This window comes from Bacteroides sp. 90-K9/2 (genome assembly GCF_047310725.1).
Lineage (GTDB): Bacteria > Bacteroidota > Bacteroidia > Bacteroidales > Bacteroidaceae > Bacteroides > Bacteroides vicugnae.
Window position 1 is genome coordinate 1,434,645 of record NZ_JBCGVL010000001.1, and the last position, 25,265, is coordinate 1,459,909.

Here is a 25,265-nt window from a genome sequence, read left to right on the forward strand (position 1 = left end):
TCTTTTTAGTTATTCTTTATATTTAATGTTATCAATCAGCCGGACTTCTCCACAGAACACTGTGATGCATCCCACCGCATAGGAAGTATCTTCCCAATTACTAATTTTCTGCAATGTGTTTCCGTCTACGATCTCAAAATACTCCATACGCAAACCCGGAGCAGCTTCAATCGCATCTTCAACCATCTTTTGCGTCTCGCTCACTGTATGAGTGGCTGCAAAGTTACGACTTTTAAATAAGGTGCGAGAAATATTTAAAGCATTTTCACGTTCTTCTGCAGATAAACGTTTGTTCCGGCTACTCAATGCCAGTCCGTCTTCCTCACGTACAATTGAACAACCTACAATTTCAAGATTATATTTCAATTGCCGAACCATTTCACGAATAATCGCTAACTGCTGGAAGTCTTTCTCTCCGAAATATGCCCGATCCGGCAGTACAGCATCAAACAGTTTGCTGACAATTTGGCAAACACCGTTAAAATGTCCCGGACGGAAAGCTCCTTCCATCACCGTATCCAATGGTGCATAGCTAAATTGACGAGTATCCGGTTCCGGATACATTTCGCTAACTGAAGGAACAAAAGCGAAATCCGCCCCGCATTCTTCCAACAAACGACAATCTGCATCCAATGTACGCGGATATTTCTCCAAGTCATTTTTATCGTTAAACTGTGTGGGATTCACAAAAACACTCACAACAGTTACACCATTCTCACTTACGCTGCGCTTTACCAGAGATGCATGTCCCGCATGTAAAGCACCCATTGTAGGAACCAGTCCCACCTTTTTACCTTGGGCTCTTAGGGCAGTCAATTCTGCCTGTAAGTCCTTGATAGTGTGCACTACTTTCATTTTCGTCAATTGGTTTATGTTTTACTCGTTTGCAAAAACTCTGCAAAATAAACTAATATTTGCCACATAAAGAAAGAATATCTTATTTAATGTGTCTTTTTTTTCGTATCTTTGCAGAATATTATAGTGAACTATTGTTATTATGACAAAGGCGAATAAAGTTTTATTTATTACTCAAGAGATTACACCTTACGTTTCAGAATCCGAAATGGCCAATATAGGTAGAAACCTTCCACAGGCGATACAAGAAAAAGGCCGTGAAATCAGAACCTTTATGCCTAAATGGGGAAATATCAATGAGCGCAGAAATCAACTGCACGAAGTGATCCGCCTCTCTGGTATGAACCTGATTATCGATGATACTGACCACCCCTTGATTATAAAAGTTGCTTCTATCCAATCCGCACGCATGCAGGTATATTTCATCGATAACGATGACTATTTCCAGAATCGGATGCAGACAACGGATGAAAATGGTATAGAATATGATGATAATGATAGCCGTGCTATTTTCTATGCACGCGGTGTATTGGAAACAGTGAAAAAGCTCCGCTGGTGTCCTGATGTCATTCACTGTCATGGCTGGATGACAGCTTTAGCTCCTCTTTATATTAAGAAAGCCTATAAAGACGAACCTTCTTTCCGCGACGCTAAAGTGGTATTCTCTGTTTATGAAGATGATTTCAAGAGTACACTTAGCGACGATTTCGCAACAAAACTGATGCTGAAAGGTATTACCAAGAAAGATTTAGGTGATTTGAAGGAACCGGTAGACTACGCCGCTCTTTGCAAACTCGCTGTTGACTATTCGGACGGAGTAATACAAAACAGTGAAAAGGTAGACGAGTCTATTATTGAATATGCCCGCCAATCTGGCAAATTGGTACTTGACTACCAGAACCCGGAAAACTATGCGGATGCCTGCAACGAGTTCTACGATAAAGTATGGGAAGCCACTGCAAACGAAGAAGAATAAAAAATCAAGATACGACGATCATGAAAGCAAAATACGCCTTAATAGCTTTACTGGCAATCACCTTTTGGGGTTGTGATGACAACACTGCCGGACTGGGATTGGGAATGTTTCCGGGAAGCGACCAAAATATCAATGGAAAGCTATCTACATTTGATGTAACTACCGAATCCGTTCATGCCGGTAAGATATATGCAATGACCAATGTGGGGTATGTAGGAAAGTTCACTGATGAAACATTCGGAACTTATCAGGCAGGTTTCTTGGCGCAACTTAACTGTCCCGAAGGAATGACTTTCCCCGCAGCTTTTTCTGGAACCACTGAAAGTGGTACTGGAAAGATGATGACAAATTTCGAGAATGTGGCAGAAGGTGTATCTGGTAACTACACCATCATTAAAGATGATAATGGAAATCCTATTGGTAATTGCCAAATCAATATTTATCTTTGGTATGACAGTTATTTTGGAGATTCATTAACAGCTTGCCGACTAAGTATGTATGTATTAGATAAGAAAAAAGGAAACAAATATTGGTACGAAGATCCAGATGCTTATTATACCAATATCAACCCTACAGAATATTATGATAATACGACAAGTTTATTAGGGAGTAAATCTTATACAGCAGTTGATTTATCTATTAGTGATTCTATACGTAATCTTTCAACATATACTCCTTATATTAAAATTACATTGGATCAGACTAGAACACAGGATTTGGGACTGAAACTTTTAGAAGGAGGACGTACAGAAGATCTATATAAGAAATTTCAAAGTATATTTCCCGGAGTGTATGTAAAAAGCGACTATGGAGACGGTACTATCCTCTACACTAGTTCCATGCAAATGGATGTAGCATTTTTGGAGCATGCAAGAGATAGCATAACAGGTGGTCTACTACACACATCTGCCGGAAAAGACTCTGTTATATACAGCGGACGTTCATTCACATCTACCCGCGAAGTTATTCAAGCCAACCGATTGGAGAATGATACAGAAAAAATTCAGGAATGTATAAATGAGCCTAAATGGACTTACTTAAAAAGCCCGGCTGGCATCTTTACACAGTTAACTCTTCCTGTTAGCCAAATAGCAGAAAAGCTCCAAGGAGACACTTTAAATGCGGTTAAATTAGGAATTCCTATCTATAATGAAACCAGTGACAAGAAGTTTGGCATGTCTACTCCTAAGAATGTTCTATTAATACGTAAAAAATATAAAGATAGTTTCTTTAAAGATAATCAACTTAGTGATGGTATAACTTCATCTCTATTTAATCCTACTACTAGCTTTACTCAATATACATTCAACAACATTACTCAAATGATTAATGATTGTTTAGCAGATGGAGAACGAGAAGAAGCAGAAAAGAAACTCAAGAGTGGGACGATAACTCTCCAAATAACTAACTCCGAAGGTGAAACAGACACTCAAAAGGTTCATACTATTGAAGAATGGGAAAAATATAGTGATTGGAACAAATTCATACTTATTCCAGTACTTGTAACCACAGATGCTTCCTCAAGTAATAGCTATTATGGTTCTTCGAGCAATGTTATTAGCATACAACATGACCTGAAACCTGGCTATGCGCGCTTAAAGGGAGGTACAAATGCCACAAATACTTCTTTACCTAAAGAAGAACAAGATAAATACAAATTGAAACTTGAAGTTGTTTCTACAAACTTTGGAACAAAATCAAAATAAGAAATAGTTGAAATCTTATAAAACAACAGCGCAGGTTACATTGAGTAATCTGCGCTGTTGTTTTATAAGATATTTATAGAAAAGTCAGATAGAATAATTTCATAATAATAACGGTATATGCTTGGGGTATTAACGGTATCGTTATCAAATAGCGTTACTATTTTATCGGATGGTGTTACTATCTTGCAGAAGAATATCTGCCAACAAAGGTTTCGACTTAATCCACACAAAAAACCGTGAGTTTGATTTTATCTCACTCACGGTCCCAATATAATAAACATAATAATTTCTTATTCTTCTACTTAGCAGCAGCCTTTTTAGCTTTACCTGTAGCCTTCTTCGGCTCCGCAACTGCTTTCTTAGCTTCAGCTTTCTTTGCAGCAGGCTTTGATTTAGCAACAGCTTTCTCTTTTACTGCCGGTTCTTTAGCATCAGCAGCCTTTTTGACTGTCGTTTTCTTTGCCGCTTCTGCTTTTGCCTGCCATTTAGCCACTTCTTTTTCCAACTCGGTAATCTCATCTCCCTGGTTCTTAATTGTAGTCAACAAAGAATTTAATTCTTCACTGTCTACATCAGCAGGATATAGTGCATCTACCCGTTTGATAAAGTCACCCAGAATATTCATATAGTTGGTGAAAGCATCATAAGGAGAATCATAGATCCCACGATTCAGCCACATACCATTATTCTTCGTTGTCATGAAACGGAAGTTATTACTAGCCTGCAAATAATCCCAATCCTGTTTGATACGACGGTCGTCACACAAATGCACACGTTCAGCTACACTATACAATTTATTGAAAGCCTCGCGTTGCATAACATTACCTAGCCAACAACTAGTATCTCTTTCTTCATCTACCCATGACATCGGATATGCAACATCAAGCTGTGACACTGATTTCAACTTCGTTACAATTTCTGTCGGTGTAGAGAAAGTGATTCCCTTAGCCTTTGCGCATTCCGGTAATGCTTTCAAGAATTCAAGAATATTAGAAGATAACGGTTGAGCCATACCAAGTGCGCTCAATTCCATGAAGATATTAATTACTTGTTCTTCTTGCGGTAATGCATCGATCCAATTAATATATTTATCAGCGAACAAAGGATATTCCGCCCAATCCGAATTGGAAAAACGCAAGCTGATATCGTCAGAAAGTTTGAAATCTCTCAACAAAAGCTTAAGACTGGGAGCTTGATTACAGTGATAGACATAATGCGGACTCTTCCATCCCAACACATGTTTAGCACCTTCCGTTAACATCCCCTTAAAACCCATAGAAGCTACCAAGCCACCAATTTCATCAGAATAAATCAGACTAGAATTGCGGAACACTTTCGGTTCTTTACCAAACATCTGTTTCATCTTATCACGTTGACGAAGCACTTCTTCGCGGAAGCAATCCTCGTTGGCAAGTGAAGACAAACCATGTGAATAAGGTTCACACAAGAACTCACAACATCCTGTTTCATTCAACTGATGCAATAAATCAATGACTGCCGGAGCATGAATTTCCAATTGTTCCAAGGCTACCCCCGAGATAGAAAGCGCTACTTTAAAGCCCCCCCCCGAGTTCTTCACCATCTCAATTAAAGTATTGAGAGCAGGAATATATGAACGTTCAGCGACCTCATTCATACCCGTTTCATTCGCATAATCATCGTAATAATAATGATCATTACCAATATCGAAGAAACGATAGCGTTTCAAATGGATAATTTGATGTATTTCAAAATAAAGACAGATAGTTCTCATTTTTATTTATTGTTTTGTTATTTACCATAGTTTCTTAACACAGCATCATAGAGAGCACGGATTCTCAAGCCGACTTTTTCCCAAGTAATCCCATCTACTTCTTTCTTACCTTCTTCCTTGAGGTATTCGAAAAGAGACGGATTAGTACAAAGAGAGTGGATAGCGTCAGCCATTGCATGAATATCCCAGTAGTCAGTTTTTATCACCTTATCAAGAATCTCGCCACACCCTGACTGCTTAGAAATGATGGAAGGCGTTCCACACTGCATCGCCTCCAATGGAGCAATACCGAAAGGTTCAGAGACAGACGGCATGACAAACACATCACTGTTCTTATAAACTTCATATACCTGCTTACCTTTCATAAAACCAGGGAAATGAAACCGGTCAGCAATACCACGCTCGGCCACCAGATTGATCATGGCATTCAACATATCACCCGAGCCAGCCATAACGAAACGAATATTACGAGTACGACGCAACACAAGAGCAGCAGCTTCTACAAAATATTCCGGCCCTTTCTGCATCGTAATACGTCCGAGGAAAGTGACCACCTTTTCTTTTGAATGATCGGGACGTGGAATGTCCAGCAGCTCCTGCGACAATGGATAAACAGCATTATGCACTGCAAATACTTTTCTAGGGTCCTGATGATACTCGTTAATAACAGTGCGGCGAGTCAACTCGGACACGCACATGATACAATCGGCATGATCCATACCATTCTTCTCAATCGAATAAACAGTAGGATTGACTTTGCCACGAGAACGGTCAAAATCAGTGGCATGCACATGGATACAAAGCGGCTTTCCACTTACCATCTTGGCATGTACACCGGCAGGGTAAGTGAGCCAGTCGTGAGCATGAATAATATCAAACTCCTGCTGACGGGCTACTACTCCGGCAATGATCGAGAAATTATTAATTTCTTCGTGCAAGTTCCCGGGATAGCCACCTGCAAATTCCATACATCCCAAATCATTCACATGCATATAAGAAAAATCGGCATAGATATGATCACGGAAAGAATAATACTCCTCCGGTGTCATTTCCAACAAACGGGACTTCAAGTAATCGTAGTGGACATCACGCCATACGATGGGTACTTGATTCATACCGATTATTTTCAAGAACTTTTCTTCTTCGCCGCTAGGCTTAGGCATACAGAAAATCGTCTCCATATCACCTTGCAGACTCAATCCTTTAGTTATTCCATAAGAAGCAACCGCAAGACCACCATATATTTTGGGAGGGAATTCCCATCCAAACATTAAAACTTTCATCTTCGTTCCTCCTTTTTTAATAATACTTAGACAGTAGCTTTAAGACACGCAGTATTTCTGCTACATTCATCGCGAACGACACCGCGCCACGTCCTTTGAAAGGCGGGTTCCCATCGAACAACTCGGGAATGGAACCAACACAATGGCTTGTCATCTCGTCATCATAACTAATAAGCTGGCGTTCAACAAATGACAATCCGCTCATCTTATAAATTCGAAGATAAGCTTCCAGATAGAATCCCATCAACCAAGGCCAAGCAGTTCCCTGATGATAAGCATAATCCCGTTGTATCTGCGGACCCACATAGTTAGGATTATATCCACCACTCTTCGGACTCAATGAACGAATTCCTTTCGGAGTGAGCAGCTCTTTGGTCACAATATCAAGCACCTGTTTCTTTTGTGCACGATCCAAAGGAGAATAATCAAACGCTACGGCAAATATCATGTTAGGACGTACACTCCAATCCATCATATTACCGTCAACATAATCAAGCAGATAACCATATTCGTTACGGAATACCTCGACAAAAGACTTTCCGGTTACTTCCGCCTGCGCATCGAGTTCATCCGCCAAGTATACGTCTCCCCCTTCGCGCACCAAATCAGCGATGAAACGCAACGCATTATACCACAACGCATTAAATTCAACAATATATCCTGTACGAGGAATCACCGGATGTCCGTTCACAGTAGAGTTCATCCATGTAATCGCCTTATCCGTACCGTTAGCAAAAAGTAATCCATTGTCATGCAAAAAGAGATTCTCATGTTTCCGCTGACGGATAAACTCCATCATATCTTTCAGGAGTTCTCCATATTTCTGACGACATTGCTCACGGGAAGTCTCTTTTGCATATTGCTGCAAAGCCCAGACAGCCCAAAGCAAAACGTCCGGATGCTCCATTTCATAAATCTTGTATCCGACAGGTTCTTCATTAATAAAGTTGCGAATCGCTTTTTCCGCCGTTTTCATCACATCCTCAAACTGGTCGACCTCATCGAGCGCAAGCGTCAGCCCCGGCAGTGCAATGAACATATCACGCGCACGACACTTAAACCACGGATAACCGGCAAGAATATAATGTTCGTCTTCCTGTTGGTTATGGAACTGATGAGCGGAATTCTTCAGGCAGTGATAAAAGCTATCACGCGGGGTACGATCAGCCACTTCAGCCTCAAATGTCTGTTTCAATCTACGGGGAGTCACTTCTGAAGTTCCGGCAGAGAATACGATACTCTCCCCTTTCTTTATATCCACCTCAAAATAACCGGGAACATAAAGGTCTTCATTGAAGTCATACCCTCGTTCTTGTTCTTTCGGGTATTCAATCCCCCGATACCAGTCAGGCATGAAATGGAACTCACACTTTTTATTCAACTGCATATAAAGTTCCGGATAGCCGGGATACATACAGGTTTTAATACCATTTTCCACAAGTTGATACTCGCGGCTTGCCTGCCCATTTTCATGTGTGTACTCGCGTACACTCCTGAAAGCGAGGAACGGGCGAAAGCGCAAGGTTGTGGCCGAATGCGCATCAAGTAACGTATAACGAATCAGGATTCTATTTTCATGATGTACAAAGATTTTTTCTTTGCGGAGGATAACACCTCCGACACGGTAAGTTGTTGCCGGGATATGCTCACAGTCAAACTCACGGATATACTTGTGTCCGTTAGGACTAAAGTTGTTTCCTTGATATTTGTGCAACCCCAAGTTAAACTCCGCACCGTGTTGAATTACCGTTTCATCAAGAGAAGATAGCAGCACATGATTTTCATCGTCGAGATTGGGAACTGGAATCACCAACAGGCCGTGATATTTGCGTGTGTTACAATCAACAATCGTCGTACAATGATAAGCTCCTGCTTTGTTCGTCCGGAGGATTTCTCTTTGAAGAGATTCTTCCAGATTCGTCATGAGGGTCTTGTCAAATCGTAAATAACTCATAGTTGTGCATTATTAAAGGTTAATTATTGGTCATTATATCGTATATCTATTTATTGTTACATACCGTATATATTGGCTGTAGCATCATATACAACGGGTATAACGCCCAAATGTACAAATTATAGATAAAAACAAAAATAAAAAGGCTTTTTATTTTCAGATTTTGTGCAAATATTCGTAGTATTGCGTAAAATATCTAAAGAAAAGAATGTCATGAAGCAAGATATTCAGCGTATCATGCTGGCTGCAGCAAAGCCTTTGTTCCTTATTTTTATCCTCTATTTACTCAAGATTATGGAAGTCGGAATGGACTGGGACTTCTCTCGCTTGGGGGTATATCCTATGGAGAAACGGGGACTGGTAGGTATTTTAACTCACCCGCTGATACACAGCGGATTCAGTCATTTACTGGCAAACACAATCCCTTTATTTTTCTTGTCATGGTGTCTTTTTTACTTTTACCGGGGGATAGCAAATAAAATTTTCATCCTAATCTGGCTAGGAGGCGGACTACTAACTTTCCTGATCGGAAAACCGGGATGGCACATCGGTGCCAGCGGATTGATTTACGGACTTGCCTTCTTTCTCTTTTTCAGTGGTATTCTCCGCAAATATGTTCCACTCATTGCCATTTCTCTACTCGTCACCTTTTTGTATGGAGGAATTATATGGCATATGTTTCCTTATTTCTCCCCCACCAATATGTCGTGGGAAGGTCATCTCAGCGGTGGAGTTATAGGAACATTCTGTGCTTTCGTTTTCGTCAATCACGGTCCACAACGACCGGAACCTTTTGCAGACGAAGCGGAAGAAGAAGAGAATATAGAAGAAGTAACGACAGCAACGGCAGAAGAGGAAAAAGAAGAGAAAGAACCATTATAAATGCCACCTCATGCCACCGTACTGTCACAACTGTGCCATCGTATTGGCACAATTATGACATAGGCGTGGCACAACTGTGCCACCATGGTGGCACAGTTAATATAATAGCTTTCCAGTTCAATAAGATAATCTGAATTCAATCAAGACCGATGCAACGCCTCAATCAATAACGTTATATTTGCCGTAAACAATCTTACAGATATAGCCAATAAGATGATGCCGAAGAACTTACGAATAATATAAATACCTCCTTTTCCCAGGAAACGTTCTACACGACCGGTCATACTCACTACAAAGTAAACCCAGATCATGTTCAAGACTAAAGCTATAATGATATTAACACTGGCATATTCCGCCCGGAGAGAAAGCAAAGTGGTGAAAGCTCCGGCACCTGCCAACAGAGGAAAGACGAGCGGTACCAAAGTTGCTTCTTTGATAGGACCCTGGTTCTTGAAAATCTCAATATCCAGAATCATCTCCAAAGACATGAGGAAAATGACAAATGCGCCGGCTACTGCAAACGATTCAATATCTACATGGAAGAGTTTCAGCATCATATCTCCCGCATAGAAAAATCCGATCAGCAAAGCAAAAGAGATGACAGTAGCTTTCATTGCATTCACATCTTTCCCTTTTTCTTTCAGGTTAATTATAATAGGTATAGAGCCGATAATGTCTATCACGGCAAAAAGTACGATAAACGCACTGATCATCTGTTGCCAATTGAAGCCTGCGAACATAATTTCCTCCTTTTTTTCTGCAAATATACTCTATTTTTATGCATTCAAACAATAAAAAAAACAAAAAGAACGCTCAGATATTGACAGCAGTATTGTATTATGAGTAAATTTGTACGATTAACAAGAGATTACAACATATGGAAACAATGTTCGACACTTTGCTCCAATTGCCTTTATTTCAAGGTCTTTGTCATGAAGATTTCACAAGTATTCTGGATAAGGTCAAGCTACACTTTATCAAGCATAAAGTGGGAGAAACTATCATAGAAAATGGTAGTCCGTGTAAACAACTCTGCTTTCTGTTAAAAGGAGAGGTTTCTATCGTCACAAGTTCCAAAGAAAATATATACACCGTCATTGAACAGATGGAAGCACCTTACCTGCTGGAACCACAGTCGTTGTTCGGCATGAACACCAATTACACTTCCGCTTATATAGCACATACGGAAGCACACACTGTCAGCATCAGCAAAGCGTTTGTACTTAGCGACCTGTTCAAATATGAAATATTCCGGCTCAACTACATGAACATTGTCAGCAACCGGGCACAAAATCTTTATTCCCGTTTATGGGAAGAACCGACACAAGACTTACAAGAGAAAATCATTCGCTTTTTCCTGCTACATTGTGAAAAAACGCAGGGAGAAAAGATATTCAAAGTAAAAATGGACGACCTTGCCCGCTACTTAGATGACACTCGGTTGAATACATCAAAAGCACTCAACGAGCTACAAGACAAAGGATTATTAGAGTTACGCCGGAAAGAGATTCTTATTCCGGACGCACAAAAGCTGATAAGCGAATAGATACGAATTAACCAACAAAAGAAATTATCTATCACAAAAATAGCCTCAACAGGAATTTCCATTGAGGCTATCTTTATGATACAAAGTGTATTATTCCCATTCAATAGTTGCTGGCGGCTTGGAACTGATATCATAGGTGACACGGTTCACTCCTTTCACCTTATTAATAATATCATTCGATACCTTACCCATAAATTCATAAGGCAGATGTGCCCAGTCAGCTGTCATGGCATCAGTAGATGTCACAGCACGCAAAGCAACCGCTCTCTCATAAGTACGTTCATCTCCCATTACACCCACGGACTGTACCGGCAACAAGATAACCCCCGCCTGCCATACTTTATCATACAATCCCCAGTCACGCAATCCCTGGATAAAGATATCGTCAGCATCCTGCAGAATACGTACTTTTTCAGGAGTAATATCTCCCAGAATACGCACTGCCAGTCCCGGTCCCGGAAACGGATGACGGGTAATCAGATGCTCCGGCATACCCAACTCACGGCCCACCCGGCGAACTTCATCCTTAAACAACAAACGAAGCGGCTCACACAACTTCAGATTCATCTTTTCAGGAAGTCCCCCTACATTATGATGGCTCTTTATTACCGTACCCGTAATAGACAATGACTCAATGCAATCCGGATAAATAGTACCCTGCGCCAGCCATTTCACGTCTTTTATCTTATGAGCTTCTACATCGAACACATCGATAAAGCCCTTACCTATAATTTTACGCTTACTTTCCGGTTCAACCACCCCAGCCAGTTCTGCGAAGAACTTTGCACTGGCATCAACGCCAATCACATTCAGACCGAGACACTCGTAATCCTTCATCACATTCTTGAACTCATTCTTACGCAGCATACCATGATCTACAAAGATACAAGTCAAGTTCTTGCCAATAGCCTTGTTCAGCAACACTGCTGCAACCGAAGAATCGACTCCGCCACTCAAACCGAGAACGACTTTATCATCCCCCAACTGCGCTTTCAGCTCGGCAACCGTACTTTCAATGAATGAAGCCGGCGACCAGTCTTGTTTGCAACCGCAAACATCTACCACAAAGTTCTTCAGGATTTGAGTTCCGTCTTCACTATGGAATACTTCCGGATGGAATTGAACACCCCACACTTGCTCACCTTCTACCTGATAAGCAGCAATCTCCACTTTATCTGTTGAAGCTATTTTCTTGAAATTATCGGGAATAGCAGTAATCGTATCTCCATGGCTCATCCATACCTGCGACCCATCACGCACTCCTTTAAACAGCACATTATCTTTGCAGAATGAAGCCAGGTGAGCACGTCCATATTCGCGTGTTCCGGCCGGTTCCACTTTTCCGCCATTAGTGTATGACATAAATTGTGCACCATAACAAATACCCAATATCGGATATTTACCACGAATTTCACTCAAATCTACTTTGAAAGCATCTTTATCGTAAACCGAGAAAGGACTTCCGGAGAGAATAACCCCTTTAATAGTCGGGTCTTCTTTAGGAAATTTGTTATAAGGAACAATTTCACAATACGTATCCAATTCGCGTACACGACGACCTATAAGCTGTGTTGTCTGCGAACCGAAATCAAGAATTATTATTTTTTCCTGCATATCAATGGTTGGATTTTGAATAAATTGAGTTGCAAAAGTAGAAAAAAGTACGCAATCTATATTAATAATGAAGAGAAAAATAAAGGAGATTCACCAGTTTACACTTGGAACCTCCTTTATTTCAATTAGAATCAACGATTCTTTTCTTTCAATAAATCACGTATCTCCGTCAACAAAACCTCCTCCTTCGTTGGCGCAGGAGGAGCTGGAGGAGTGGCTGCCACTTCTGCCTGTTTTTTAGTTGTCAACTTCGTAATCAACCGTATAAATAAGAATATAGCGAAAGCTATAATCAGAAAATCAAAGGTGGCTTGCAGAAACTGGCCATAATCCAACGTCACGGCCGGAGCTATCTCCTTGCCGTCAGCACCAATCTCCGCTGCTTTCATCACCCATTTCAAATCTGTAAAGTTCACACCGCCAACCAGTAAACCAATCGGAGGCATGATAACATTAGCAACCAATGATGATACGATTTTTCCAAATGCACCACCAATAACAACACCGACAGCCATGTCAATGACGTTACCTTTCATAGCAAACGCCTTAAAGTCCTGTAAAAATGTGTTCTTTCCCATCTTTTTTCAATATTTAATGTGAATTTAATATGCGAATATAAAAACATTTTTGTAATTTTGCACCGCATTTGAAAATAAAACAAGTGCGAAGGCTGAGAGATATTTGAACAAATATTATAAAACCCTTAAAAGTTTAAACAAAATGATTAAAGTAGGTATTAATGGATTCGGACGTATCGGACGTTTCGTTTTCCGCGCTGCAATGACAAGAAACGATATTCAAATCGTAGGTATCAATGACCTTTGCCCGGTTGATTACTTGGCTTATATGCTGAAATACGACACAATGCATGGTCAATTCGATGGTACTATCGAAGCAGATGTTGAAAACAGCAAACTGATCGTTAACGGTCAAGCTATCCGTATCACAGCTGAAAGAAACCCGGCTGACCTGAAATGGAATGAAGTAGGCGCAGAATACGTTGTTGAATCTACAGGTTTGTTCTTGAGCAAAGACAAAGCTCAGGCTCACATCGAAGCTGGTGCAAAATATGTTGTAATGTCAGCTCCTTCTAAAGATGACACTCCGATGTTCGTTTGCGGTGTAAACGAAAAAACATACGTAAAAGGTACTCAATTCGTATCTAACGCTTCTTGTACTACTAACTGTTTGGCTCCTATCGCTAAAGTATTGAACGACAAGTTCGGTATCCTTGACGGTTTGATGACTACAGTTCACTCTACAACTGCTACTCAGAAAACAGTTGACGGTCCTTCTATGAAAGACTGGAGAGGTGGTCGTGCTGCTTCTGGCAACATCATCCCTTCTTCTACTGGTGCTGCTAAGGCTGTAGGTAAAGTAATCCCTGCATTGAACGGCAAATTGACTGGTATGTCTATGCGTGTTCCGACTTTGGACGTATCTGTAGTTGACTTGACAGTTAACTTGGCTAAACCGGCTACTTACGCTGAAATCTGCGCTGCAATGAAAGAAGCTTCTGAAGGCGAATTGAAAGGTATCCTGGGTTACACTGAAGATGCAGTAGTTTCTTCTGACTTCTTGGGTGACACTCGTACTTCTATCTTCGACGCTAAAGCAGGTATCGCTTTGACTGATACTTTCGTTAAAGTTGTATCTTGGTATGACAACGAAATCGGTTACTCTAACAAAGTTCTTGACTTGATCGCTCACATGGCATCAGTTAACGCTTAATTAGAAGCCTGAACAATATAGAAACCGCTGCGGGAAACCGTAGCGGTTTTTTTATACATTTCATTTTATATATTGTTAAAAAGCAACGTGTTATCCGTTGAATAAGCTACAATTTTAGTAGCTTTGTACCTCTATGAAGAGATTAATACTAACATTGATACTAGTTTGCACTATGAACAATATAATAAATGCCCAGAATCCTTTCTACGGGCAATATCATACGCCGCACGAAACCGTGCCGTTCGACCGGATTAAAACCGAACATTATGAACCTGCTATTCTGGAAGGAATCAGGCTGCAAAATGCTGAAATAGAAGCTATCATACAGAATCCGGAAAAGGCTGACTTCACCAATACAATAGAAGCTTTCGACGAATCCGGAGAATTACTGGATAAAGTAGTAGCCGTCTTCGGCAATATGCTAAGCGCAGAAACGAATGACGACCTGCAAGAACTGGCTCAAAAGATAATGCCGTTGCTTAGTGAACACAGCAACAATATCACACTGAACGAAAAGTTATTCGCACGTGTGAAAGAAGTGTATAACCAGAAAGAGGCTTTGCAACTGACACAGGAACAAAAACAGTTACTGGAAAATGCATATAACAGCTTTGTACGCCATGGCGCCAACCTGGAAGGAGAAGCACGGGAAGAATACCGTCGCCTGACTACCGAATTGAGTAAACTGACTCTAACTTTCAGTGAAAACAATCTGAAAGAGACGAATGCTTATCAAATGCTGTTAACAAAAAAAGAAAGCCTCGCCGGACTACCCGAAATTATCATAGAAGCAGCTGCAGAAACAGCCAAGAGCGAAGGAAAGGAAGGATGGGCGTTCACGCTTCACGCTCCGAGCTATGTTCCTTTCATGACGTATTCCGATAATCGGGATTTACGTCAAAAACTGTATATGGCTTATAACACCAAATGTACACACGATAACGAATTCAATAATATCGACATCGTAAAAAAAATAGCCAATACACGCATGAAAATAGCCCAATTACTGGGATACAAAGATTATGCGGAATATACGCTAAAGAAAAGAATGGCTGAAAACAGCAAGTCGGTATACAAGCTACTCAACCAACTGTTGGAAGCATATACTCCTACTGCACAGCAAGAATATAAAGAGATACAGGAACTGGCTCGTAAAGAACAGGGAGCTGATTTCATTGTCATGCCTTGGGACTGGAATTATTATTCAAACAAACTGAAAGACAAAAAATTCAATATCAACGAAGAAATGCTTCGCCCCTACTTCGAACTGGAACAAGTGAAGAAAGGAGTGTTTGGTCTAGCTGAAAAGTTATATGGAATCACGTTCCGGAAAAACACAGAGATTCCGGTTTACCATAAAGAGGTGGAAGCCTTTGAAGTGTTTGATAAAGACGGTAAATTCTTAGCCGTCCTATACACCGACTTCCATCCGCGTCCGGGAAAACGTGCCGGAGCCTGGATGACGAGTTACAAGGAGCAATGGATAGATAAAAAGACCGGTGAAAACAGCCGTCCGCATGTATCCGTTGTAATGAACTTCACCAAGCCAACCGAGAATAAGCCTGCTTTATTGACTTTCAATGAGGTAGAAACATTCTTACATGAGTTCGGACATAGCCTGCACGGTATGTTTGCCAATTCCACTTACAGGAGTTTAAGTGGAACTAACGTATATTGGGATTTCGTGGAACTTCCCTCACAAATTATGGAGAATTTTGCCATAGAGAAAGATTTCCTCAATACCTTTGCCCGCCATTATCAGACGGGAGAAGTTTTGCCGGATGAATTGATAAAACGTCTTGTAGATGCATCAAACTTCAATATTGCGTATGCTTGTCTGAGACAAATAAGTTTCGGTCTACTTGATATGGCATGGTATACGCGTAACACTCCTTTTGAAGGAGATGTGAAAGCTTATGAACAGGAAGCCTGGAAGGATGCGCAAATATTACCGGTAGTACAAGAAGCTTGCATGAGTACGCAGTTCTCCCACATCTTTGCCGGTGGATATGCCGCTGGATACTACAGCTACAAATGGGCGGAAGTATTGGATGCTGACGCTTTTTCATTATTCAAGCAAAAAGGGATATTCAATCAGGAAGTGGCAGACTCATTCCGCAATAATATTCTGTCGAAAGGAGGAACGGAACACCCGATGGTACTTTATAAACGTTTCCGCGGACAGGAACCGAGCATTGATGCTTTGCTAATCAGAAATGGGATAAAGAAATAAGTATTAAGTTATTAGATATTAAATATGAAGAGAAGTATATTTCAAATAGTAGGATTGCTTTTATTGCTTCCTTTATTTTCTGGATGTAATGATTCGGACGATGTAGCTGCTATCTTTACAGGAAAAACTTGGAAACTAAATTATATCACAGTAGATGGAGGTCATGAGATGTTTGGCTTTTGGGAGAATGAAGAACAAGAAAAAGCAAGTATTGAAGAGCTTAATAAAAACGGTACATACAACATCGTATTTGATGGTACAGTAGATGGAGATGTTATCAACGGAAATATAAAAGGAAGTGTAATTGCAACCAGTACTTTTGAAGGGAAATGGAATGCCAACGCCAAGAACAACAGTTTTAAAGCTACAGTCACCACCGCTGGTAGCTATGGCAACGATAGACTCGCCAAAAATTTTATAGAGGGACTTAATACCGCCACATCTTACGAAGGAGACAGTAACAACTTATACCTTTTATACAAACCGGCATCCGGAAAACAAACTTTCCGCATGGTTTTCCGGGTAGTCAGCAATAAATAGTAAACAACATGGACACTAAAAAGAAACAATTAGAACTTGACAAACGTTATATACGCATGGCCAGCATATGGGCTGAAAATTCCTATTGCCAACGCCGTAAAGTAGGAGCTTTAATTGTTAAGGATAAAATGATTATCTCCGACGGATATAACGGGACACCTTCCGGATTCGAGAATGTATGTGAAGATGAAAACAACCTGACAAAACCATACGTTCTGCATGCGGAAGCCAATGCCATTACCAAAATAGCGCGTTCAAACAACAGTAGCGACGGTGCTACCATGTACGTCACCGCCTCTCCTTGCATCGAATGTGCAAAGTTAATCATACAGGCAGGAATCAAACGGGTAGTTTATTCCGAGCATTACCGCCTGGAAGATGGAATAGAGTTATTAAAACGGGCGGGAATCGAAGTTATCTACACAGAGTTAGATGATAATTCCTCTCCCAATAAATAAGAAGACGAACGTTTTAAAAAAGGAATAGACATGAGTACAAAAAACTCTTCACGTTTCACACCTGTCATCATAGCAGTCAGCGTGGTAGTCGGGATTCTTATCGGTACATTTTATGCCAAGCATTTTGCCGGCAACCGTTTGGGTATCATCAACGGTTCCTCCAATAAGCTAAACGCATTGTTACGCATTGTAGACGATCAATATGTCGACACCGTAAACATGGCCGATTTGGTAGAAAAAGCCATGCCGCAAATTCTAGCCGAACTGGATCCGCATTCAACTTATATCCCAGCCCAAAATCTCGAAGAAGTCAACTCTGAGCTGGAAGGCAGCTTCAGCGGAATTGGCATCCAGTTTACCATACAGAATGACACCATTCATGTCAATGCTGTTGTTCAGGGAGGTCCTTCTGAAAAGATAGGATTAATGGCGGGCGACCGCATTGTTACTGTAGACGACAGCTTGTTTGTCGGCAAGAAAGTAACGAACGAACGGGCTATGCGCACCTTGAAAGGTCCGAAAGGCTCACAAGTAAAATTGGGAATCAGACGAACAGGAGAAAAGGACTTATTACACTTCAACATCACGCGTGGAGACATTCCTCAAAATACCGTAGATGCCGCTTATATGTTAAATGACAATATCGGTTATGTGAAAGTCAGTAAATTCGGACGTACCAGTCATGTAGAATTGCTGAATGCATTAGCACAGCTCAACCATAAAAAATGCAAAGGTCTAATCATTGACCTACGCGGTAATACCGGAGGATATATGGAAGCAGCCATCCGCATGGTTAATGAATTCCTGCCCGAAGGCAAGTTGATCGTATATACTCAAGGCCGTAAATATCCACGTGCAGAAGAATTTGCTAACGGTACGGGTAGCTGTCAGAAAATGCCGCTTGTTGTATTGATTGACGAAGGTTCTGCTTCTGCCAGTGAAATCTTCACCGGAGCTATTCAAGATAACGACCGGGGTACAGTTGTAGGACGCCGTTCTTTCGGTAAGGGACTTGTGCAACAGCCCATCGATTTCAGTGATGGATCGGCTATCCGCCTGACTATCGCCCGCTACTACACCCCATCTGGACGTTGCATCCAACGCCCGTACGAAAGTGGTAAAGACCGTAACTATGAGCTGGATTTATATACCCGTTACGAACATGGAGAATTTTTCTCACGTGATAGTATCAAGCAGAATGAGAGTGAACGTTATAATACCAGCTTGGGACGTACTGTGTATGGCGGTGGTGGTATCATGCCGGATATATTCGTACCGCAGGATACGACGGGAGTCACTTCTTATCTATCGACAGTTATTAACCGGGGATTGACTATTCAGTTCACATTCCAGTACACCGACAACAATCGGAAGAAATTAAGCCAATACGAAACAGAGGAAGAATTGCTGAATTATCTTCGTCATCAGGGTTTGGTGGAACAGTTTGTCCGTTTTGCTGACAGTAAAGGAGTGAAAAGAAGAAACATCCTCATTCAGAAATCATACAAATTATTGGAAAAGAACCTCTTCGGCAACATCATCTACAACATGCTTGGATTGGAAGCTTATCTCCAATACTTCAACAAGACAGATGCTACTGTTATTAAAGGTATTGAGATACTTGAAAAAGGAGAAGCTTTCCCAAAAGCTCCGGTAGCCGTTGAAGAGGAAGAAGTGACGAAGGATAAAAAAGATGGAAAGAAAAAAAGAACTGCGCAAGCATATAGCATTACTGAAGACCCGACACGCGGATTCAACTATGCGAAAGCTGCAATCAGCTAACATACTTGCCGCCCTCGAAGCCCATCCGGCTTTCAGGGCGGCAAATACAGTATTACTATACCATTCGCTGAATGACGAAGTAGACACACATGCCTTTATTCAAAAATGGAGGACTGAAAAGCGGATTCTACTCCCCGTAGTAGTAGGCGATGATTTAGAACTACGGATATACACCGGACCGGAAGACATGTCAATCAGCGGTATCTACGGTATAGCAGAACCAACCGGAGAAATATTCACAGACTATGCAGCCATAGACTTCATCGTCGTTCCCGGAGTAGCTTTCGATGCTAAAGGTAACCGTCTGGGACGGGGAAAAGGATATTATGACCGTCTCCTGCCACGCATACCATCAGCCTACAAAGCAGGAATCTGTTTCCCATTTCAATTAGTAGAAGAAGTTCCGGCGGAATCATTCGACATCCGCATGGATATAATTATAACAATCAATGAAGACGAATTATCACACCCATACCACCCGCTGCCATCATGCGACAGGGAGTGACGAAGAATTTGTTTTAAGTGCCATCAAAGGCGGCTATCAAGAATTAGGTTTTTCTGACCACACTCCGTGGAAATACCACACTGATTATATATCCGACATCCGGATGCTTCCCGAAGAATTAGCGGAATATGTGGAAAGCATCCGTTCGCTGCAAGAGAAATATAAAAATCAAATCAGCATAAAAATAGGATTGGAATGCGAATATTTTCCTGAATACATACACTGGCTAAAAGGAGTCATCAAAGAATATAAACTGGACTATATCATCTTCGGAAATCACCATTTTCACACAGATGAGAAGTTTCCCTACTTCGGCCGGAATACAGATTCGGTAGACATGCTCGAACTCTATGAAGAGAGTGCTATTGAAGGAATGGAAAGCGGACTATTTGCCTACCTTGCCCATCCGGATTTATTTATGCGTTCTTACCCCGAGTTCGATCGTCATTGTAAGCTAGTCAGCAGGCATATCTGCCGGACAGCAGTACGGTTAAACTTACCGTTGGAATATAATATCGGATATGAAGAATATAATGACATTCATGGTATTACTACCATTCCTCATCCGGATTTCTGGAAAATAGCCGCCCATGAAGGTTGCACCGCTATCATCGGCGTGGACGCCCATAACAATCAATATTTGGAAAATCCTTTTTATTACAACCGTGCAACCGAAACACTCCGGAAGCTAGGCATAAAGGTGATAGACAGAATATCTTTCTTCAACGAAAAATAATATTTGTAATAACGGTAGCCCCGACTTTCTGATTCAGCGTGCGTACCAATACCTCACGCCCCATCATCAATTCCTGACGAAGAGCAGCAGAAGTCAGATGCACATACAATGTCTGATTACGAATATAAAGATTGCTGGTATAAGCCGCCGCCGGTCCCAAGATTTGAGGCCAGGCATCCAGCAGCCTTTGTTCGTTCAGCGGAGATTCCAAACTCTCCTGACGAAGAAACTGTTGAATCAGTTTTCCTATTTGTTCGGCATCATTGCGCTTCATTTTCAGCCTCCGTTTCTTGAATTGTACCCTCCTCTACACGAAATATTTTATAATCGCTGCCTACCTTATGTAAAATACGGTCGAGATGTCCCCGGTTCGTATCCGTTATAAATATCTGCCCGAAATTGTCTCCGGCCACCAGCTTCACAATTTGCTCTACACGGGAAGCATCCAACTTATCAAAAATATCATCCAGTAATAATAAAGGAACAGTCCGACCGGTACGTTTCAAAAAATCAAACTGTGCCAGTTTCAATGCTACCAGATACGTTTTGTTCTGTCCCTGCGAACCTTCTTTCTTTATCGGGAATTCACCCAACAACATATTCAACTCATCTTTATGAATGCCACGCAAAGAGAATCCCATTATCTTATCCCTCTCCCTGCTTTGCTTCAACACTTCCAACAAAGAAGCATCCCGCGCATGAGACTCATAAGATAGTCCCACCACCTCTTTATCTTGCGAAATAAAGGAATAGAAAGATTGGAAAATAGGAATAAACTCCCGGATAAATGCTTCACGCTTCTGGAATACGATTGCACCGGCTTGCGCCATCATCTCCTCCCATACAAGAAACAGCTCCTCCTCCACCGGAAACTCACTCTTCAACAATGTGTTACGCTGCGCCAATGCTTTATTGTACCGTATCAGCGCTTCAAGATATTCCTTATCATACTGCGAAATCACTACATCCATAAACCGGCGGCGCTCCTCACTTCCTCCGGCTATCAATTCGGAATCGGCAGGTGAAACCATCACCAGGGGCAGAAAACCGATGTGGTCCGAAAAACGACTATATTCTTTCTTGTTCCGTTTAAATTGTTTCTTCGAACGGCGTTTCATCCCACAATAAATCTCTTCAGGAGTTCCGTCCTCCGCTTCATAAAAGCCCTGAATCACGAAAAAGTCTTGTTCATGACGAATATTTTGAGAATCAATCGGGTTTCCGGAGCTCTTACAGAAAGACAAGAAATACACCGCATCCAGCAGATTCGTCTTTCCCATTCCATTCAGTCCGAAAAAGCAATTCAGCTTAGCAGAGAATCCCAGTTCTACCTCTTCCAGATTCTTATAGTTTAATACAGATATTCGTTTCAGTATCATTGTGTACACGTTAATTTGTTCACAAAAGTAGCAAGATTTTCGTGGTTTTCGGGTGTAAAACAAAAAAAGATGCTTCTAAATTTCGTTTGTAGATATAAAAAAACTACTTTTGCGAGTCGAAATATCAAACGGTGAATAATAACAAAAAGAATCATATAAAATGGCAGAACAAAAGAATCAGAACGAACATCTGAACGTAGAAGATGCACTGACACAATCGGAAGCATTTCTTATCAAGTACAAAAACGCAATTATTGGCGGTGTTGTTGCTGTGATTATTATTGTAGCAGGTTTTATCATGTACAAAAACCTCTATGCTGAACCACGTGAGGAAAAAGCACAGGCAGCTCTTTTCAAAGGACAGGAATACTTTGAACAGGATGCTTTTGAGCAGGCTTTGAATGGCGACAGCATCGGTTATGCAGGTTTCCTGAAAGTTGCCGATGACTACAGCGGAACAAAAGCGGCAAATCTGGCAAAAGCTTATGCTGGTATTTGCTACGCACAACTTGGCAAATATGAAGAAGCAGTGAAGATGCTGGACAGTTTCAATGGAAAAGACCAAATGGTTGCCCCGGCAATCTTGGGTGCTGCAGGTAACTGCTATGCACAACTTGGCCAATTAGACAAAGCGGCTTCTACTTTACTGTCGGCTGCAGACAAAGCAGACAACAACACATTAAGCCCGATCTTCCTGATACAAGCCGGTGAAATCCTGGTAAAACAGGGAAAATATGACGATGCTGTAAACGCTTACACTAAGATCAAGGATAAATACTTCCAATCTTATCAGGCTATGGACATCGACAAATATATCGAGCAAGCTAAATTGATGAAAAAATAATATACCTTATTATATAAGGGAATCGAGGCACGGATTACACCGGATTAAGCGGACTATCTATTAAAACCGTGGAATCCGTGAAATCCGTGCCTTTCTTCTTAATCTCTCATACTCTCAAATTTCCATTTTATAATCCTCAACTTTTAATTAACTATGGCAACAGCTTACCATAACTTATCCGAATATGATTTCAATTCCGTTCCAAATGCAGAAGCAATGAAATTTGGTATCGTCGTATCCGAATGGAATTTCAATATTACCGGTGCTTTACTGAAAGGTGCAGTCGATACATTAAAAAAACATGGAGCAAAAGACGAAAATATTCTGGTGAAAACTGTACCGGGAAGTTTCGAACTTACTTTTGGAGCCAACCAAATGATGGAAAATTGCGATCTTGATGCAATTATTGCAATTGGTTGCGTAATTAAAGGAGATACTCCACATTTTGATTATGTTTGCATGGGAGCAACCCAAGGAATTACCGAATTAAACGCAACTGGCGATATACCAGTTATTTACGGATTAATTACCACAAATACAATGGAGCAAGCAAAGGATCGTGCCGGTGGCAAACTGGGTAACAAAGGAGATGAATGTGCAATTACTGCAATAAAAATGATCGATTTTGTTTGGAGTTTAAATAAATAGTTGTATCTTTGCACCGCAATTGAGAAACAAACCTCCTCAAAAGCAAAAAAGGGCAAATACCAGAGTGGCCAAATGGGGCAGACTGTAAATCTGCTGTCTTTCGACTTCGGTGGTTCGAATCCATCTTTGCCCACAAAAAATTGCGGAAGTAGCTCAGTTGATAGAGCATTAGCCTTCCAAGCTGAGGGTCGCGGGTTTGAGCCCCGTCTTCCGCTCTCCAAAGAGAATCTGAGAAATTAGATTCTCTTTTTTTGTTTAACTTTAGTCCGCTAAGCTTATGAAGAATTCTCCGGTACAATCGCACGTACTCCGGCTAGCACATCCCCCTATCCCCACTGTCCGCATCGGGATTATAGGACTGGGCAATCGAGGATTGCTCACCTTACAACGTTATCTGCAAATCGAAGGAGTAGAAATCAAAGCTCTTTGTGAAATAAGAGAAGGAAATTTAAGTAAGGCTCAACAACTATTAAAAGAAGCCGGCCGTTCCGAAGCCACCGGATATACTGGAGTGGAGGGATGGAAAAAGATGTGCGAATCGGACGAAGCAGATTTAATATTCATCTGTACCGACTGGTTAATGCACACTCCAATGGCAACCTTCGCAATGGAATGCAATAAGCATGTAGCCATTGAAGTTCCGGCTGCTATGAGCGTGGAAGAATGTTGGCAGTTAGTAGACACTGCAGAAAAAACCAAGCGACACTGCATCATGCTCGAAAATTGTTGTTATGATCCTTTTGCACTAATGACCCTCAATATGGCCCAACGAGGACTGTTCGGAGAAATCATGCATGTAGAAGGAGCCTACATTCACGATCTTCGTTCAATGTACTTTGCCGAAGAGAGTGAAGGCGGCTACCACAACCATTGGGGAAAAAGATACAGCATCGAACATACAGGCAATCCTTATCCCACTCATGGATTAGGCCCCGCCTGTCAGATACTGGATATTCATCGCAGCGACAGAATGGAATATCTCGTTTCCATGTCTACTCATCAGGCAGGAATGAGCGAATATGCCCGCAGACTATTCGGCGAATATTCACCGGAAGCCCACCAGAAATATCAATTGGGAGATGTAAATACCACTCTCATCCACACGCTCAAAGGGAAGACGATCATGCTTCAATACGCCATATCCACCCCACGTCCTTACAGCCGCCTTCAAACAATATGCGGCACACTGGGATTCGCCCAGAAATACCCTGTCCCCTGTATCGCCCTGGATCCTAATGGAGACACTCCACTTGAAGGAGAACTGCTAGAAAAAATGATGGCACGCTATAAACATCCTTTTAGCGCAACCATTGGCGAAGAAGCACATCGCAGAGGCCTACCTAATGAGATGAATTATGTAATGGATTACCGCCTTATTCATTGTCTGCGCAACGGGCTTCCACTGGATATGGATGTATACGACGCTGCCGAGTGGTCGTGCATCACAGAACTAAGTGAAAAATCTGTACTGAATAAGAGCATGGCAGTAGAAATTCCGGATTTCACCAGGGGAGCCTGGAAAAAATACAAATACTAGGTTCCAACAGAAGTACAGCTGAAGCAGGTAGCTTACCCCAACAAGAGTAGTAAACGTTAAGCAATTCTAAAAAGGTGACTTTTTTTTAGGAAGAGTCTCTTTATGACATGTCTTTTATATGTATTTGACGTCACATAAGCCTACACAAAATCAGGTAGAAAAAGCCTGACTCATTTTTTACCTCATAATAGAAACTTATCTGATGAAAATATCGATTATAAATACAAATAATTGGCTAATTAATTACTATTTTTGACACGTAAATGAAAAACAGCGAATAACCCCTATTAAAAACTTTAAAAT

The 25,265-nt window shown here is 41.2% G+C and carries 23 protein-coding genes and 2 tRNA genes; 16 read left to right on the forward strand and 9 right to left on the reverse strand.

From position 1 onward, the window contains the following. Window positions 1–9: 9 nt before the first annotated feature. Entirely contained in the window at window positions 10–855 is an 846-nt protein-coding gene (panC, locus tag AAHJ11_RS05600; RefSeq protein ID WP_074558481.1) for a pantoate--beta-alanine ligase, read from the reverse strand. Window positions 856–997: 142 nt separating this feature from the next. Here panC and AAHJ11_RS05605 point away from each other — a divergent pair, with 142 nt between their 5' ends. Both AAHJ11_RS05605 and AAHJ11_RS05610 read left to right on the forward strand, forming a co-directional pair. Further along, the gene (locus tag AAHJ11_RS05605; RefSeq protein ID WP_074637926.1) at window positions 998–1,831 is read left to right on the forward strand and encodes a glycogen/starch synthase; all 834 of its coding nucleotides are present in this window, start codon (window positions 998–1,000) and stop codon (window positions 1,829–1,831) included. A 20-nt stretch (window positions 1,832–1,851) separates the two neighbouring features. After that, entirely contained in the window at window positions 1,852–3,537 is a 1,686-nt protein-coding gene (locus AAHJ11_RS05610) for a DUF4270 domain-containing protein (protein WP_413579162.1), read from the forward strand. A 298-nt stretch (window positions 3,538–3,835) separates the two neighbouring features. Here AAHJ11_RS05610 and AAHJ11_RS05615 read toward each other — a convergent pair whose 3' ends face one another. From AAHJ11_RS05615 to AAHJ11_RS05625, 3 genes are read right to left on the reverse strand one after another with little or no spacing between them, the layout of a single operon-like run. Then, window positions 3,836–5,290: a glycoside hydrolase family 57 protein gene (locus AAHJ11_RS05615; protein WP_148364337.1), complete on the reverse strand. Its 1,455-nt coding sequence runs from the start codon at window positions 5,288–5,290 to the stop codon at window positions 3,836–3,838. 17 nt (window positions 5,291–5,307) lie between these two features. Next, a complete protein-coding gene (locus AAHJ11_RS05620) occupies window positions 5,308–6,573 on the reverse strand; it encodes a glycosyltransferase family 4 protein (protein WP_164727216.1) in 1,266 nt (421 codons plus the stop codon). A gap of 16 nt (window positions 6,574–6,589) precedes the next feature. Then, window positions 6,590–8,527, reverse strand: coding sequence for a glycogen debranching enzyme N-terminal domain-containing protein (locus AAHJ11_RS05625; protein ID WP_148364336.1), 1,938 nt, complete (start codon window positions 8,525–8,527; stop codon window positions 6,590–6,592). A gap of 213 nt (window positions 8,528–8,740) precedes the next feature. Here AAHJ11_RS05625 and AAHJ11_RS05630 point away from each other — a divergent pair, with 213 nt between their 5' ends. Beyond that, on the forward strand, window positions 8,741–9,409 hold the full coding sequence (locus tag AAHJ11_RS05630) for a rhomboid family intramembrane serine protease (protein ID WP_148364335.1): 669 nt from the start codon (window positions 8,741–8,743) through the stop codon (window positions 9,407–9,409). Between the two features lie 140 nt (window positions 9,410–9,549). Here the strand turns inward: AAHJ11_RS05630 and AAHJ11_RS05635 are convergent, their stop codons facing one another. After that, window positions 9,550–10,149, reverse strand: a complete 600-nt coding sequence (locus tag AAHJ11_RS05635) for a MarC family protein (protein WP_004301781.1) — start codon at window positions 10,147–10,149, stop codon at window positions 9,550–9,552. A 137-nt stretch (window positions 10,150–10,286) separates the two neighbouring features. On the opposite strand from AAHJ11_RS05635, the gene AAHJ11_RS05640 reads away from it, so the two are divergent. Next, the gene (locus AAHJ11_RS05640) at window positions 10,287–10,955 is read left to right on the forward strand and encodes a Crp/Fnr family transcriptional regulator (RefSeq protein WP_148364334.1); all 669 of its coding nucleotides are present in this window, start codon (window positions 10,287–10,289) and stop codon (window positions 10,953–10,955) included. 90 nt (window positions 10,956–11,045) lie between these two features. On the opposite strand, the gene guaA is transcribed toward AAHJ11_RS05640, so the two are convergent. Together guaA and mscL are read right to left on the reverse strand one after the other, a co-directional pair. Further along, window positions 11,046–12,569, reverse strand: coding sequence for a glutamine-hydrolyzing GMP synthase (gene guaA, locus AAHJ11_RS05645; RefSeq protein ID WP_148364333.1), 1,524 nt, complete (start codon window positions 12,567–12,569; stop codon window positions 11,046–11,048). Between the two features lie 131 nt (window positions 12,570–12,700). Next, a complete protein-coding gene (gene mscL, locus AAHJ11_RS05650; protein ID WP_148364332.1) occupies window positions 12,701–13,147 on the reverse strand; it encodes a large-conductance mechanosensitive channel protein MscL in 447 nt (148 codons plus the stop codon). 142 nt (window positions 13,148–13,289) lie between these two features. Here mscL and gap point away from each other — a divergent pair, with 142 nt between their 5' ends. The 7 genes from gap (at window position 13,290) to AAHJ11_RS05685 (ending at window position 20,554) form a co-directional block, all read left to right on the forward strand. Then, window positions 13,290–14,300, forward strand: a complete 1,011-nt coding sequence (gap, locus tag AAHJ11_RS05655; RefSeq protein WP_143258094.1) for a type I glyceraldehyde-3-phosphate dehydrogenase — start codon at window positions 13,290–13,292, stop codon at window positions 14,298–14,300. Window positions 14,301–14,472: 172 nt separating this feature from the next. Next, on the forward strand, window positions 14,473–16,533 hold the full coding sequence (locus AAHJ11_RS05660) for a M3 family metallopeptidase (protein ID WP_413579165.1): 2,061 nt from the start codon (window positions 14,473–14,475) through the stop codon (window positions 16,531–16,533). 24 nt (window positions 16,534–16,557) lie between these two features. Next, a complete protein-coding gene (locus AAHJ11_RS05665) occupies window positions 16,558–17,073 on the forward strand; it encodes a DUF4847 family protein (protein ID WP_148364330.1) in 516 nt (171 codons plus the stop codon). A gap of 8 nt (window positions 17,074–17,081) precedes the next feature. After that, the gene (locus AAHJ11_RS05670) at window positions 17,082–17,531 is read left to right on the forward strand and encodes a dCMP deaminase family protein (protein ID WP_148364329.1); all 450 of its coding nucleotides are present in this window, start codon (window positions 17,082–17,084) and stop codon (window positions 17,529–17,531) included. 30 nt (window positions 17,532–17,561) lie between these two features. Further along, on the forward strand, window positions 17,562–19,313 hold the full coding sequence (locus AAHJ11_RS05675) for a S41 family peptidase (protein ID WP_148364328.1): 1,752 nt from the start codon (window positions 17,562–17,564) through the stop codon (window positions 19,311–19,313). Continuing rightward, window positions 19,291–19,818, forward strand: coding sequence for a 5-formyltetrahydrofolate cyclo-ligase (locus AAHJ11_RS05680; RefSeq protein WP_229091884.1), 528 nt, complete (start codon window positions 19,291–19,293; stop codon window positions 19,816–19,818). The genes AAHJ11_RS05675 and AAHJ11_RS05680 overlap by 23 nt, the downstream gene beginning before the upstream one ends. Further along, window positions 19,763–20,554 (forward strand): histidinol-phosphatase, encoded by a 792-nt coding sequence (locus AAHJ11_RS05685; protein WP_148364326.1) that lies wholly within the window; start codon window positions 19,763–19,765, stop codon window positions 20,552–20,554. The genes AAHJ11_RS05680 and AAHJ11_RS05685 overlap by 56 nt, the downstream gene beginning before the upstream one ends. On the opposite strand, the gene AAHJ11_RS05690 is transcribed toward AAHJ11_RS05685, so the two are convergent. Both AAHJ11_RS05690 and recF read right to left on the reverse strand, forming a co-directional pair. Further along, complete coding sequence (locus AAHJ11_RS05690; RefSeq protein ID WP_074638816.1) at window positions 20,541–20,828, reverse strand: DUF721 domain-containing protein; 288 nt, start codon at window positions 20,826–20,828, stop codon at window positions 20,541–20,543. The genes AAHJ11_RS05685 and AAHJ11_RS05690 overlap by 14 nt on opposite strands. Continuing rightward, complete coding sequence (gene recF, locus AAHJ11_RS05695) at window positions 20,815–21,933, reverse strand: DNA replication/repair protein RecF (protein ID WP_074638815.1); 1,119 nt, start codon at window positions 21,931–21,933, stop codon at window positions 20,815–20,817. The genes AAHJ11_RS05690 and recF overlap by 14 nt, the downstream gene beginning before the upstream one ends. Before the next feature lie 160 nt (window positions 21,934–22,093). On the opposite strand from recF, the gene AAHJ11_RS05700 reads away from it, so the two are divergent. The 5 genes from AAHJ11_RS05700 to AAHJ11_RS05720 all read left to right on the forward strand — a co-directional run bounded on the left by AAHJ11_RS05700 (window position 22,094) and on the right by AAHJ11_RS05720 (window position 24,962). Further along, complete coding sequence (locus tag AAHJ11_RS05700) at window positions 22,094–22,777, forward strand: tetratricopeptide repeat protein (RefSeq protein ID WP_074638814.1); 684 nt, start codon at window positions 22,094–22,096, stop codon at window positions 22,775–22,777. A 153-nt stretch (window positions 22,778–22,930) separates the two neighbouring features. Next, window positions 22,931–23,425 carry a 6,7-dimethyl-8-ribityllumazine synthase gene (gene ribH, locus AAHJ11_RS05705; protein ID WP_320979418.1) on the forward strand — a complete coding sequence of 165 codons (495 nt, stop codon included), beginning with the start codon at window positions 22,931–22,933 and terminating at the stop codon, window positions 23,423–23,425. Between the two features lie 50 nt (window positions 23,426–23,475). Then, window positions 23,476–23,558, forward strand: a tRNA-Tyr gene (locus AAHJ11_RS05710). A gap of 9 nt (window positions 23,559–23,567) precedes the next feature. Beyond that, window positions 23,568–23,640, forward strand: a tRNA-Gly gene (locus AAHJ11_RS05715). 62 nt (window positions 23,641–23,702) lie between these two features. Continuing rightward, window positions 23,703–24,962: a Gfo/Idh/MocA family protein gene (locus AAHJ11_RS05720; protein WP_298047788.1), complete on the forward strand. Its 1,260-nt coding sequence runs from the start codon at window positions 23,703–23,705 to the stop codon at window positions 24,960–24,962. The last annotated feature ends 303 nt before the right edge of the window (window positions 24,963–25,265 follow it).

Excerpts from the sequence above, each read along its gene's own strand:
- AAHJ11_RS05670 (WP_148364329.1), top strand. The coding sequence starts at position 17,082 with ATGGACACTAAAAAGAAACAATTAGAACTTGACAAACGTTATATACGC.
- panC (WP_074558481.1), bottom strand. The coding sequence starts at position 855 with ATGAAAGTAGTGCACACTATCAAGGACTTACAGGCAGAATTGACTGCC.
- AAHJ11_RS05680 (WP_229091884.1), top strand. The coding sequence starts at position 19,291 with ATGCGAAAGCTGCAATCAGCTAACATACTTGCCGCCCTCGAAGCCCAT.
- AAHJ11_RS05675 (WP_148364328.1), top strand. The coding sequence starts at position 17,562 with ATGAGTACAAAAAACTCTTCACGTTTCACACCTGTCATCATAGCAGTC.
- AAHJ11_RS05635 (WP_004301781.1), bottom strand. The coding sequence starts at position 10,149 with ATGTTCGCAGGCTTCAATTGGCAACAGATGATCAGTGCGTTTATCGTA.
- AAHJ11_RS05615 (WP_148364337.1), bottom strand. The coding sequence starts at position 5,290 with ATGAGAACTATCTGTCTTTATTTTGAAATACATCAAATTATCCATTTG.
- AAHJ11_RS05620 (WP_164727216.1), bottom strand. The coding sequence starts at position 6,573 with ATGAAAGTTTTAATGTTTGGATGGGAATTCCCTCCCAAAATATATGGT.
- mscL (WP_148364332.1), bottom strand. The coding sequence starts at position 13,147 with ATGGGAAAGAACACATTTTTACAGGACTTTAAGGCGTTTGCTATGAAA.
- AAHJ11_RS05610 (WP_413579162.1), top strand. The coding sequence starts at position 1,852 with ATGAAAGCAAAATACGCCTTAATAGCTTTACTGGCAATCACCTTTTGG.
- AAHJ11_RS05700 (WP_074638814.1), top strand. The coding sequence starts at position 22,094 with ATGGCAGAACAAAAGAATCAGAACGAACATCTGAACGTAGAAGATGCA.
- AAHJ11_RS05630 (WP_148364335.1), top strand. The coding sequence starts at position 8,741 with ATGAAGCAAGATATTCAGCGTATCATGCTGGCTGCAGCAAAGCCTTTG.
- AAHJ11_RS05605 (WP_074637926.1), top strand. The coding sequence starts at position 998 with ATGACAAAGGCGAATAAAGTTTTATTTATTACTCAAGAGATTACACCT.
- AAHJ11_RS05690 (WP_074638816.1), bottom strand. The coding sequence starts at position 20,828 with ATGAAGCGCAATGATGCCGAACAAATAGGAAAACTGATTCAACAGTTT.
- AAHJ11_RS05665 (WP_148364330.1), top strand. The coding sequence starts at position 16,558 with ATGAAGAGAAGTATATTTCAAATAGTAGGATTGCTTTTATTGCTTCCT.
- gap (WP_143258094.1), top strand. The coding sequence starts at position 13,290 with ATGATTAAAGTAGGTATTAATGGATTCGGACGTATCGGACGTTTCGTT.
- ribH (WP_320979418.1), top strand. The coding sequence starts at position 22,931 with ATGGCAACAGCTTACCATAACTTATCCGAATATGATTTCAATTCCGTT.
- AAHJ11_RS05640 (WP_148364334.1), top strand. The coding sequence starts at position 10,287 with ATGGAAACAATGTTCGACACTTTGCTCCAATTGCCTTTATTTCAAGGT.
- AAHJ11_RS05625 (WP_148364336.1), bottom strand. The coding sequence starts at position 8,527 with ATGAGTTATTTACGATTTGACAAGACCCTCATGACGAATCTGGAAGAA.
- guaA (WP_148364333.1), bottom strand. The coding sequence starts at position 12,569 with ATGCAGGAAAAAATAATAATTCTTGATTTCGGTTCGCAGACAACACAG.
- AAHJ11_RS05660 (WP_413579165.1), top strand. The coding sequence starts at position 14,473 with ATGAACAATATAATAAATGCCCAGAATCCTTTCTACGGGCAATATCAT.
- recF (WP_074638815.1), bottom strand. The coding sequence starts at position 21,933 with ATGATACTGAAACGAATATCTGTATTAAACTATAAGAATCTGGAAGAG.
- AAHJ11_RS05720 (WP_298047788.1), top strand. The coding sequence starts at position 23,703 with ATGAAGAATTCTCCGGTACAATCGCACGTACTCCGGCTAGCACATCCC.
- AAHJ11_RS05685 (WP_148364326.1), top strand. The coding sequence starts at position 19,763 with ATGAAGACGAATTATCACACCCATACCACCCGCTGCCATCATGCGACA.